This window comes from Clostridium sp. KNHs205 (genome assembly GCF_000702945.1).
Classification (GTDB): domain Bacteria; phylum Bacillota; class Clostridia; order Lachnospirales; family Lachnospiraceae; genus Anaerocolumna.
The window spans coordinates 3,919,687-3,931,713 of record NZ_JNLE01000003.1 but is presented as its reverse complement, the minus strand read 5'-3'; the positions used below and the strand labels follow the sequence as shown (position 1 = coordinate 3,931,713).

The following is a 12,027-nucleotide window of genomic DNA, read 5'->3' as shown; positions in this document are numbered from 1 at the left end:
AATTGTGACTTGCCTGAGCGGTAAGGGATTCTCTTTGCTGGTATATTGAAAGAACCTGCTGAAAATGCTTTACAAACGGAGATTTGTATTGTAAAATCAGACGGAAAATCTCTATATATAAGTTTCTATCAGTTTTGCCTATTCCAGGTAAAATGACTTGAATATCTGGCATTTTATTTCTGCAATAGTTCATAAATTTTATAGAACTTATAAGGATACCAGATAAATGACTAAGCTTATATAGGAATTGAACCTATAGTACCTTCATAAGATACAGTACCGTATACCCAAGTAACTGTTAAAAGGCAGAAGAGTAGTTTGGTTCAAGGATTATGACAAATAAAAGAGAGGAATTTTTATAAAATGAGTAAACCGATCGTTGCAATTGTCGGAAGGCCTAATGTTGGTAAATCGACGTTGTTTAATGCACTAGCTGGTGAAAGAATAGCTATCGTACAGGACTTCCCAGGAGTTACAAGGGATAGAATCTATGCGGATGTTACCTGGCTTGACAAACAGTTCACTATGATTGATACAGGCGGTATTGAGCCTCAGAGCAATGATGTACTGCTATCCTATATGAGGCAGCAGGCTGAAATTGCGATTCAGACAGCCGATGTCATTATGTTCCTGGTGGATGTAAGGCAGGGGCTTGTAGATGATGACTTTAAAGTAGCAGATATGTTAAGACGTTCTACCAAACCGGTCATTCTGGTAGTTAATAAGGTGGACAACTTTGATAAATTAATGCCTGATGTATATGAATTCTATAACCTTGGTATTGGTGACCCCCATCCGGTATCCGCATCATCCAAGCTTGGGCTTGGAGATATGCTGGATGAAGTAATCAGTCATTTTAATCCGGCGGATTTAAGGGAAGTAGAAGATGAACGCCCCCGTATTGCTATTGTAGGTAAACCTAATGTAGGTAAATCTTCTATTATTAATAAGCTGATTGGTGAGAACCGTGTAATCGTATCAGATATAGCAGGAACCACTCGCGATGCTATCGATACTCCGGTAAAATACCACGGAAAAGAATTTATATTTATTGATACAGCAGGCCTTCGAAGAAAGAGCAAGATTAAAGAAGAATTAGAGCGCTTTAGTATTGTAAGAACGGTATCTGCCGTAGAACGTGCAGATGTGGTTGTTCTGGTAATCGATGCCAAAGAAGGTGTAACAGAGCAGGATGCCAAAATTGCAGGAATTGCACACGAACGCGGCAAAGGTATCATTATTGCCGTTAACAAGTGGGATGCAATCGAGAAAGATGATAAGACCATCTATAAGCATACAAATGAGATAAAAGGGGTTCTTTCCTATATGCCCTATGCGGAGATGATATTCGTATCTGCACTTACCGGACAGCGTCTGAACAAACTTTTTGATCTCATAGAGCAGGTTATTCAGAATCAGAACTTAAGAATTGCAACCGGTGTCCTGAATGAAATTATGGCGGAAGCAGTTGCTCTTCAGCAGCCCCCTTCAGATAAGGGTAAACGCCTTAAGCTGTATTATATAACACAGGTATCCGTAAAACCGCCTACTTTTGTTATTTTTGTTAATGATAAAGAATTGATGCATTTTTCCTATACCAGATATATTGAGAATAAGATCAGGGAAGCCTTTGGTTTTTCCGGAACATCACTTAAATTTTTCATCAGGGAGCGAAAGGAAAAAGAATGATATGCTGCAAAGAATTATAATATGCTTGATTGTAGGATATTTGTGCGGCTGCTTTTCTACCAGCTATTTTATCGGAAAAGCAAACAATATTGACATCAGAAAATATGGAAGCGGTAATGCCGGAACAACAAATGCTTTAAGGACCTTAGGAATGAAAGCAGGTGTATTAACCTTTTTGGGAGATGCCTTAAAGGCTATCATTCCTATCCTTATTGTCAGCTTTCTGGTATTTCAGAATAGGGCAGATGTAAGCTTATTAGCACTGTATACTGGCTTTGGAGTTGTATTAGGTCATAATTTCCCTTTCTGGCTGAATTTCAAAGGCGGGAAGGGAATTGCAGCGACCAGCGGAGTTATGCTGGCTTTCGACTGGCGTTTAGGTTTGGTGGCATTTATCGTATTTTCATTATCTGTAGCTGTTACAAGGTATGTCTCCGTTGGGTCCTTATTGATTTCTCTCCTGTTTCCCGTTGGAGTTCTTATATTTTATCCGGGAAATATACATATGCTTGTGATCAGCTTTTTGTTTACGATATTAGCATTTGTAAAACACAGAGCAAACATCCAGAGGCTTATGAAAGGAACTGAAAATAAATTAGGACAAAAGATAAAAATAGAAGATAAGTAAGGGAGAAGTATCATGGCAAAGATAGGCATATTAGGTGCGGGTGCATGGGGTACTGCAATCGCAATATTGCTGGGTAATAACGGACATGAAGTGGTTTTATGGTCAGCGCTTAAAAATGAGGTTGAACAGCTCACAAATGACCGGGAACTAAAAGATAAACTTCCCGGTATCAAATTACCGGATAATGTACTCATAAGCGGTGATTTAAAGGCTTCCTGTGAAGGAAAAGAGTTAATTGTTTTCGCAGTTGCTTCTCCCTTTGTCAGAGCAACAGCAAACAATGCAAAAAACTATATCGTGAAGGATCAGATTATTGTTAATGTTGGTAAAGGTATTGAAGAGAATACCCTTGAGACTTTAACAGATATTATTAAAGAAGAGATCCCCCAGGCAGATGTGGCTGTGCTTTCTGGCCCCAGTCATGCGGAGGAGGTAAGCCGGACTATCCCTACTACCTGTGTAGTGGGAGCTGATTCTAAGGATACTGCTCATTTCATCCAGGATGTATTTATGAGTGAACGTTTTCGGGTTTATACCAGTCCTGATGTCATAGGAATTGAGCTGGGTGGTTCGATTAAGAATGTGATCGCACTTGCCGCAGGAATTGCTGACGGACTTGGTTTCGGTGATAATACAAAAGCTGCGTTAATGACAAGAGGAATAGCAGAAATCAGCCGTTTAGGTATCGCCATGGGCGGAAAGATGGAAACCTTTGCAGGACTTTCCGGAGTAGGTGATTTAATTGTTACCTGTACCAGCAAGCACAGCAGAAACCGTAATGCAGGTTACCTGATCGGACAGGGTTATACCATGGAAGAAGCAATGAAGGAAGTAAAACAGATAGTAGAAGGTGTGTATTCTGCAAAGGCTGCTCTGGCGCTGGCTAAGAAGTACAATGTGGAGATGCCTATCGTAGAGCAGGTTAACCTGGTGCTATTTGAGAATAAGCCTGCTATAGAAGCAGTTTCCGATCTTTTATTACGTGATAAGAGAAGAGAATACTCTGAGTTGGAGTGGAAGAAATAACACAGTTCATAGAATAATATGGTATGGCAGGAATTTTGCAGATAACCTCTGAGATTCCGGTCATACCATTTCTTATAGTATCTATTAAATATCATATTTCCTGATTAATCCTAAACCTATGGGGTGGGGACCGGTATGGGTTCCGATGGTAACTCCGATTCTGGCAACCGGTAATGTAATTTCTCTTCCCAGGGCTTTTTCCAGATCTCTTTTAAATTCTTCTGCCTCCTCCATATCAATCCCTGTTCCTACTACTATTTCATAATTATTTGAGTCTTCTTTCAATTTTATAAAATGTTCTTTTGCCAGTTCCAATAATTTAAGTTTGGCTTTCTTTCTGCTTCTTGTAATACCGGCAGGATAGATTTCACCTTCTTTTAAGATAATAAGTGGTTTAATACCCAGTGTATCACCGGCTAAGGTTAGCAGCTTGCCGATTCTGCCGCCCTTCTTAAGATAATCCATAGAGCCTATGGTAAAGATAATTCTTCCAGTGCTTTTAATCCGTTCCAGATGTTCTATTGCAGCTTCGTAGCTGATACCGTCCTGTAACATTCGTACAGCTTCTCTTACATAGATACCTTGCAGTACAGTATTTATATTTGAATCAATAACAGTTATCCTGGCATCGGGGTAGGTTTCTGATAATATCTCTTTTGCAGTTATTGCTGATTGATAGGAACCGCTGAATTTGGTGGTTATACAGATACAGATGACTGGAATATTTTCTGCTGCGTATTTTTTAAATACCTGTAAATAATCATCTATAGAAGGTAGAGAGCTTTTAGGATAGGCATGATCAGTAATCATACGGTTATAGAATTCTTCATGGTCTACTTCTATACCCTCTTTATAATAGTTTTCTCCGTCAAAAGACACGTAGAAAGGTATAATCTCAAGGTTGTTTTCTTTTGTATAATCCATAGGTAAATCGCAGGAACTATCACTTATAATTTGATATAGCATTTCATTCTACTTCCAATCATATGTATTTTTTTATTATGTAGTTTTTAAAACTACCATGATATTTTACCATAATATATCGAAAATAAAAGGGAAATATTCTTAAAAAAATCTAAAATATTTGAAGGTTGTAGATAGTTAATATAAAATTATCATTCAATATGTGTATAACGCTGGAATACAGGAGTTGCATTTTATTGAAATATGAATATTAAATACCTGAATAATTCCTGGAAAATTTAATGGTAGAAATATACAACACAAATCATTAAATGTAAGACACCTGCATATGTTTAATTATAACCGAAAGGAGGATGTGTATGTTGGAGCAATATTCGTCACCGGAATTTACATCAAGCCAGATATATGATGTTTATAATGATATTAAGGCTAGGACAGGCGGTGACATATACATAGGTGTGGTGGGGCCGGTAAGAACGGGGAAATCGACTTTTATTAAAAGATTTATGGACCTTCTGGTAATACCAAGCATCATTGACGTGCATAACAGAGAAAGGGCAATTGATGAGTTGCCGCAGAGTGCTGCCGGTAAGACCATAATGACCACCGAGCCTAAATTTATTCCCAAGGAAGCAGCCCAGATTCAACTGGGAGATGATACGAAAGTTAACATCCGTTTAATTGACTGTGTAGGGTTTATGGTAGATGGAGCTGCCGGACACATAGAAAACGAACAGGAACGTCTGGTCAAGACCCCTTGGTATGACTACGAGATACCATTTACCCAGGCTGCAGAAATCGGAACCCAAAAGGTAATAAACGACCATTCTACTATTGGAATTGTTGTAACTACAGACGGCAGTTTTGGTGATCTTGCAAGAGATAATTACATTTCGGCAGAAGAGAAGACTATCGGAGAATTAAAGAAATTAAAGAAACCTTTTATAGTGCTTCTTAATACCAACAGACCCTATTCGGAAACCAGTCAGAATCTGGCGGATGATATTGCCCAGAAGTATAATGTTACCTGTATGGCTGTTAACTGTGAGCAGCTGAGAAAAGAAGACATTAACCATATCATGACAAATATCCTCTCGGTATTTCCAGTATCGGAAATTAATTTCCATACACCAAAGTGGGCAGAGATGTTACCGGATGACCACTGGCTGAAACAGGATTTAATTGAATCCGTTAAACAATTGCTGAAACGCCTGACCTTAATCAGAGATGTAAGAAGCGAGAATATGCTTACAGACAGTAAGTTTGTTAACCGCTTCAAGATTGACAAGGTTGAGATGGAGAATGGTGCTGTTAAGGTATTTGTAGAGTTTGATGATGTTTATTACTACAATATCTTAAGCGATCTTATCGGAGTACCCATTGGTGATGAATATCAGCTTATCAGTACAATCAGAGAGCTGGCAAGTGTCAAGAAAGAGTACGCGAAAGTATCCGGAGCCTGTGAAGAAGTACGACATAAAGGATACGGAGTAGTCAATCCTGTGAAAGAAGAAATTCTTATTGAAGAGCCTGAAATCATGAAGCATGGTAATAAATACGGAGTGAAGATAAAGGCTACGGCGCCGTCTATTCACATGATCAAGGCAAACATAGAGACGGAAATTGCACCCATTGTAGGCAGTGAAGAACAGGCAAATGACTTAATCAATTACATACGTAAGAATTCCTCGGAGAATCCGGACGGAATATGGGAGACTAATATATACGGAAAATCCATTCAACAGCTGGTGGAGGAAGGTATTAATTCAAAAATCAGCAAGATGACCGATGACAGTCAGATTAAACTCCAGGAGACCATGCAGAAGATTATTAACGAAAGCAATGGCGGTATCATCTGTATCATTATCTGATAACCGATTTAAAGATCGTAATCCAGGAAGTGATATTTGCAGCTAAATCATGTATAAATTGATAGCTATATTGTAGGAGCATAAGGTGCATCTCAAATGTTAGTATTAGTCAGCTAACATTTGCAGGTGCATTTTTGATTTATTTCTTATGTTTCACAGTTAATATGTTACTAAAATTTTATATTTCAAAGTTCGTCATAATTCTACAAATAGAGAACGAACTTTCTGTTAATACCGAATATTATACGAATATTAATACCCAATAATGGAAATACTTACAATTAAATTATATATTTATAACAAAAGTAAGGCAAAGTGTTGACAAAAGTTTGAACTATTGCTATAATAACTCAGTAATAAATTTAATATATTTGTAACAACTTTAGTTGAATGGCAAATACATATTAAATGAGAGGGATAGCAAACAGGAGGAACCAAATGAACCATCGCACTACCAAATTCATAAAGATTTCATGCGTTTGTATCGCCGGTACTTTTTTATTTGCCTTAAATGCCAAGTATACCAGTGCGGAAACTGTCTATGGTGAACAACCATTAGCAGGTATCTCGGTAACCTTGGATAATTATTATAATTCCGGCAATATGGCAGCATCCTCTGAAATTACCATTGCTACATGGGAATCAAGTGTTGCTGCATACGACTATAGCAATTTGGGGATAGCGGATGTAGAGAATCATCTTAATATCCGTAAAGATGCTGGAGAAGATCAGAAAATTATTGCTAAATTACCTAAAAATGCAGGCTGTACTATAATTAATGAAGATAAAGACGGATGGGTTAAGATCAAATCCGGCAAAGTTACTGGATATGTTAAGAAGGAATTCTTAATTACAGGAGATAAAGCGGCTGCCCTTGCTAAGAAAGTAGGAAGTCTGGTTGCAACAGTAAACACACCAACCTTAAATGTAAGATCTGAAGCCAGCTTGTTAGCCGGTGTAGTAACCAGCGTTCCCATTGATGAGGAATTAGAAGTTACTTCTGTAACCACTGACTGGGTAAAAGTAAAGATTGATGCAGATGAAGGTTATGTTGCAAGACAATATATAGATTTATCCTATCAGCTGGAGAAGGCAGTATCAGTAGATGAATTGGCAGCAGGTGTTTCAGGTATAAGAGCACAGATGGTAGCTTATGCGAAGCAGTTCTTAGGTAACCCTTATGTATGGGGCGGCACAAGCCTTACAAACGGTACTGACTGTTCAGGATTTACCATGGGAATATATGCAAAATACGGCTATTATTTGCCCAGAGTTTCCAGAAGTCAGGCATATTCAGGTACCAGTGTAAACTCATCTAATTTAAAACCGGGTGATCTGGTATTCTACGGAAGTGGAAGTTATATTAATCATGTTGCCATGTATATAGGAAACGGGCAGGTTATTCATGCAAGTAATCCAAGAACTGGCATCAAGATTTCGAATATGTATTATCGTTCACCAATTAGAATGGTAAGAATTATAAATGATTAAAATATGCAATAATAATATAAGGGCTGCATACTGCAGCCCTTTTTTTAAGAAGATCTCTTGGAAAAATTAGCAAGATAAGTTAATTATTATCAATCACATACAGGATAGGTGGAGGCAAGGATGGAGATTATGATTACGATTCTCCTTATAACATTGGTATTTGTTATAAAGGGTGTTCATGATAAGAGAAAATGGTATAAAAATATCAAACTGGAGCTTAAAAACGAGTGGGGGAAGGTACCCAAAGAGGAATATACCTCGGAAAAGTTCAGATCCCTGGCTGCTTATTACAATACTTTAAAGAAACCGGAGGATGTAGATCACATTACCTGGAATGACAATAGTATGGATGAGATATTTATGCTCTTAAATCATACGGAAAGCGCTATCGGAGAAGAGTATTTATTTGCAATGCTGCATCAGCTGCAATTCGATAACAGTAAACTTATGGAACGGGAGAAGTTAATGAATTTCTTTGAAGAAAATCAAGAGACCCGTGTGTCGATGCAGTTTTCTTTATGGAAAATGGGTAAAATCAGCAGCATATCTGTATATGAGTATATCAACCGGCTTGAAGCAGTGGAGTCTTCCGGCAAATGGCCCCATATATTTATGGTTTCCAGCTTTTTAATTTCACTGGGACTTATAGCTGTTAATCCAGCTGTTGGAGGAACCTTATCTGTAATCTTATTTTTACACAATGTTTACCAGTATTACCGCACAAAAGGTAAAATCGAGGTATATTTTACAATTTGCGCTTATATCATCCGTCTTCTGGATGGAATAAATGATATGGCAGAGTTTGATAATCCGGAGCTCAAAGAATATACTGCAAAACTTAACAGCTCGAAAGCAGCATTTAAGCAGTTTCGCAGCGGTTCATTTCTAGTAGGGCTTAAAAGTGCCAGCGGCAATTTAAGTGATCTTATTCTTGACTACCTTAAGATAATTTTTCACATGGATCTTATAAAATTTTATTCAATGATTGATTGTTTTAAAGAAAATAGAAAGGCATTAAATGAAATATATGAAACAGTAGGACTCTTAGACAGCTGTATTGCAGCAGCTTCTTTCCGTAAGATGATGCCTTTTTATTCCATCCCTGAACTGGAACAGAAAAAGAAGCCTTTTATCGAAGCAGAGGAGGTATATCATCCTATGATCGAGAAGCCTGTCCTTAATTCCATTCATGCAAATGGCTCTGTTCTAATAACCGGCTCCAATGCTTCCGGTAAATCCACCTTCATAAAAACCCTGGCAATTAACGCTATCTTGGCGCAGACAATTAATACCTCCTTAAGCAGCTCCTATAAAGCTAGCTTTTTCCTGACTATGTCTTCTATGGCTCTGCAGGATAATCTGCAGGGAAATGAAAGTTATTACATTGTTGAAATTAAGTCTTTAAAACGGATTATGGATAAGACCAATGATAAGATACCGGTACTATGTTTTGTAGATGAAGTGTTAAGAGGAACCAATACTCTTGAGCGTATTGCTGCATCATCACAGATACTGTATCATTTAAGCAAGACCAACACCATCTGTTTTGCCGCCACTCATGATATTGAGCTGACTCATATATTAGAGAGCAGTTTTGCCAATTATCATTTTAAAGAACAAATTGCAGATAGAAATGTACTGTTTGATTATAAATTAATCAGAGGAAGAGCAGTTTCAAAAAATGCAATTAAACTTCTGGAAGTAATGGGATATCCAGAAGAGGTTACTGAAAAAGCAACAAGAAGTGCAGCATATTTTCTGAAAGAAGGCAAATGGACAAGTGTTTCATAATTAGCAGTGGAATAATCTATCATATTTGGTATTATACAGAATAGCATAGAAAACATAATAATTTGAATTCTAATAAATCAGCTCCAGTAGCTTCTGGCAGATAAAAGAAAGAAAACAATCTTTTGATTTCTTTCAATGCCGAAAATTACCGGAGCTTATTTCTGTCTTTTAAATCTTAAAAAAGATCACTAAAATAAATTCAAAAAAACTATTGACAAAGTTAGCCAGAAAAGTTATACTTACAAAAACATTACATATAATTCATATATGATAAGTAGGAATACTCAATCTGAGGGGTGAAACAGTGGATAGTGGAAAGAAACCTGCTAAGAGAAATTGCGTAGGAGAAAACGACATTCAAAGAATTGTAGAATTTATAGAATCCATACAATACGGATCTATTACGGTTGTAATTCAGGATGGGAAAATTGTACAGATTGAGAAAAATGAGAAAGTAAGAATGAAATAAGGGTTAAGTTGACCGGACAGCCGGAGGCTTAAGAAAACAGGTATATGTTTTCTTAGGCCCATTTTTGATTTAAGGCAGCATGACCTGTTCTGAAGTTTTTCCAGAGAATATGAAGTGAAAGGAGGTCAGGGTCAATTAATATTGATTACCGTACAAAAAGGAAGGAGAAAAGAATGTCCGCATCAGAGGAAAAAATAAAAGAGTATCTAAAAGCTAACCAAAGAATTGTACTGGCAACTGTTGATAAAGAGGGGAGTCCCGATGTTCGTATATTGGGGGGCTATGGAGTATCTGGTTATACCATATATTTTTCAACTTCTAAGTCCAGTAATAAGAATACACAGATTGACAGTAATAACAATATTGCGGCTCTGTTTCAACATGATAACCAGTTCATTTCAAAATATTTTAATGTAACAATTTATGGTGATGCACAGCTATTAGACAGCAACACAGAATTTGAGAAGGGAAGAGAAGTGATTCTGAATAAAAATCCGAATATCAAAATAACAGAGGATACTCATAATATTTATAAAATAGTTCCTAAAAAGCTAAAGGTTTTAGACTTTGGTGAATCAGATATTCAGGATAGAATTACCGTTATACAGCTATAATTCAGTGATTTGTTAAGAATAATAATTCTTACGCAGGTTGACCGGAAAACCGGAGACCATGTATCAGTATAATACTGTTCATGTGTCTCTTTTTTTATACAAAAATTAAATTGAACAGACATAGAAAGGAAGGATGCATTTTGGCAGATTTTATTGAACGCGCAAAATTTTCGTGTGCTCTGGGAGGAGCATTAACAACAATTGCAGGTCTTAACAGGGTAATTCCTATAGTCCATGCGGCAGGAGGATGTGCGGCAGCACTATCAGGAACTTATAATCTGGCGTCAGGTTATAGGGGAACCGGATATTGCGGCGGCACTATGATACCTACTACCAATATCTCTGAGAATAATATTGTCTTTGGCGGAGAAGACCGGTTGGAGGAACAGATAGAGAACTCACTGGAAATTCTCGATGCGGATCTTTTTATAGTAGTAACGGGATGTCAGGTGGAAATAATAGGGGATGATGCTGTAAGTGTGGCGAAACGTTTTAAAGAGAGAAACGTTATAGGTGCAAGCACACCAGGATTTTTAGGGAATACCTTCAAAGGTTATGATGCTGTTGTTAAGACCCTGATTAAGGATATTATTGAACCCTCTGTAATTAAAGAAGCGGCAACTGTTAATCTGCTGGGCACGGTTCCTGGCCATGATGTATTTTACCGTGGAAACCTGGATGAAATTAAACGGCTCTTAGGGTTGCTTGGAATAAAGGCAAATACCTTCTTTGGAACCGGGGATACCATTGCAGATATCAGAACTTATGGCAAAGCAAGCCTTAATATATTATTTACCGGCCAGGCAGGTGAAGAGTCTGCCGGGTTGTTTGAAGAACTCCATGGAACCCCTTATATAAAAGCAGATTTACCTGTTGGTCCTTCCGGTACGGAAACTTTCCTTTATCAGATAGGTGAGGCACTGGGAGTTGAGAAGGAACATATAGAAGCTGTAATTGAAACAGAAAAGAAGCATTATTATTCCTTTTTAGAGAGAATTGTTGATATATATTCTGATATTGATTTCCAACGGTATGTAGTCATAGCAGCAGACAGCTATTATGCTTATCCTTTAAGCAGATTTTTAGCCAATGATTTGGGCTGGATTCCTTTTATAACCTCCATTAATGATATAAATGAAGAAGAGGTACAGAAAGAATATGAGAAAAAGTTTGATAATCTGACTTCTGAAACCAGACCGAAAGTAGTCTTTGAACGAAATGCCGGTGAATTGATAAAGGAAGTTCGTAACAGCTGGCCCTATAACCACAATCAGAAATATTATGACGCTTTTGGTCCAGCTTTTGTAGTAGGAAGCGGAATCGAAAGAGGATTAGCAGAAAAACTTGGTGCGGGTTTCTTAGCTGTGGCATTTCCCGTCAGTAACAGAGTCGTATTAAGTAAAGGATATACAGGTTTTAAAGGCGGGTTGACTCTGGTTGAAGATCTGATCAGTGAACTGGTAGCTGCCAGATAATCAACATCTGTTACAGTCGGCAAATATATCAAGTATCTATATGAGAGCG

At 37.6% G+C, this 12,027-nt stretch carries 10 protein-coding genes; 9 read left to right on the top strand and 1 reads right to left on the bottom strand.

All coding sequences use genetic code 11. From position 1 onward, the window contains the following. Positions 1-363 precede the first annotated feature (363 nt). Genes der through BR73_RS0116225 form a run of 3 tightly spaced genes read left to right on the top strand, consistent with a single transcriptional unit; the run spans position 364 to position 3,343 of the window. Entirely contained in the window at positions 364-1,689 is a 1,326-nt protein-coding gene (der, locus tag BR73_RS0116235) for a ribosome biogenesis GTPase Der (protein ID WP_033166390.1), read from the top strand. Position 1,690: 1 nt separating this feature from the next. Then, on the top strand, positions 1,691-2,317 hold the full coding sequence (plsY, locus tag BR73_RS0116230) for a glycerol-3-phosphate 1-O-acyltransferase PlsY (RefSeq protein WP_033166389.1): 627 nt from the start codon (positions 1,691-1,693) through the stop codon (positions 2,315-2,317). A gap of 12 nt (positions 2,318-2,329) precedes the next feature. Next, positions 2,330-3,343: an NAD(P)H-dependent glycerol-3-phosphate dehydrogenase gene (locus BR73_RS0116225; RefSeq protein WP_033166388.1), complete on the top strand. Its 1,014-nt coding sequence runs from the start codon at positions 2,330-2,332 to the stop codon at positions 3,341-3,343. An 84-nt stretch (positions 3,344-3,427) separates the two neighbouring features. Here BR73_RS0116225 and BR73_RS0116220 read toward each other — a convergent pair whose 3' ends face one another. Continuing rightward, entirely contained in the window at positions 3,428-4,309 is an 882-nt protein-coding gene (locus BR73_RS0116220) for a DegV family protein (RefSeq protein ID WP_033166387.1), read from the bottom strand. Positions 4,310-4,626: 317 nt separating this feature from the next. Between BR73_RS0116220 and spoIVA the strand changes: the two genes are divergently transcribed. The 6 genes from spoIVA (at position 4,627) to BR73_RS0116190 (ending at position 11,978) form a co-directional block, all read left to right on the top strand. Beyond that, positions 4,627-6,138 (top strand): stage IV sporulation protein A, encoded by a 1,512-nt coding sequence (spoIVA, locus tag BR73_RS0116215; RefSeq protein ID WP_051685252.1) that lies wholly within the window; start codon positions 4,627-4,629, stop codon positions 6,136-6,138. Between the two features lie 438 nt (positions 6,139-6,576). Continuing rightward, on the top strand, positions 6,577-7,629 hold the full coding sequence (locus tag BR73_RS0116210) for a C40 family peptidase (protein WP_051685251.1): 1,053 nt from the start codon (positions 6,577-6,579) through the stop codon (positions 7,627-7,629). A 120-nt stretch (positions 7,630-7,749) separates the two neighbouring features. Beyond that, the gene (locus tag BR73_RS0116205) at positions 7,750-9,420 is read left to right on the top strand and encodes a hypothetical protein (RefSeq protein WP_033166386.1); all 1,671 of its coding nucleotides are present in this window, start codon (positions 7,750-7,752) and stop codon (positions 9,418-9,420) included. Positions 9,421-9,724: 304 nt separating this feature from the next. Continuing rightward, complete coding sequence (locus tag BR73_RS28385; RefSeq protein ID WP_081848689.1) at positions 9,725-9,889, top strand: YezD family protein; 165 nt, start codon at positions 9,725-9,727, stop codon at positions 9,887-9,889. A gap of 173 nt (positions 9,890-10,062) precedes the next feature. Further along, positions 10,063-10,503, top strand: a complete 441-nt coding sequence (locus BR73_RS0116195) for a pyridoxamine 5'-phosphate oxidase family protein (protein WP_033166384.1) — start codon at positions 10,063-10,065, stop codon at positions 10,501-10,503. Positions 10,504-10,643: 140 nt separating this feature from the next. After that, positions 10,644-11,978, top strand: coding sequence for a nitrogenase component 1 (locus BR73_RS0116190; RefSeq protein ID WP_033166383.1), 1,335 nt, complete (start codon positions 10,644-10,646; stop codon positions 11,976-11,978). Positions 11,979-12,027: the final 49 nt, after the last annotated feature.

Coding starts and splice junctions, on each gene's coding strand:
- der (WP_033166390.1), top strand. CDS start 364: ATGAGTAAACCGATCGTTGCAATTGTCGGAAGGCCTAATGTTGGTAAA.
- plsY (WP_033166389.1), top strand. CDS start 1,691: ATGCTGCAAAGAATTATAATATGCTTGATTGTAGGATATTTGTGCGGC.
- BR73_RS0116225 (WP_033166388.1), top strand. CDS start 2,330: ATGGCAAAGATAGGCATATTAGGTGCGGGTGCATGGGGTACTGCAATC.
- BR73_RS0116220 (WP_033166387.1), bottom strand. CDS start 4,309: ATGCTATATCAAATTATAAGTGATAGTTCCTGCGATTTACCTATGGAT.
- spoIVA (WP_051685252.1), top strand. CDS start 4,627: ATGTTGGAGCAATATTCGTCACCGGAATTTACATCAAGCCAGATATAT.
- BR73_RS0116210 (WP_051685251.1), top strand. CDS start 6,577: ATGAACCATCGCACTACCAAATTCATAAAGATTTCATGCGTTTGTATC.
- BR73_RS0116205 (WP_033166386.1), top strand. CDS start 7,750: ATGGAGATTATGATTACGATTCTCCTTATAACATTGGTATTTGTTATA.
- BR73_RS0116195 (WP_033166384.1), top strand. CDS start 10,063: ATGTCCGCATCAGAGGAAAAAATAAAAGAGTATCTAAAAGCTAACCAA.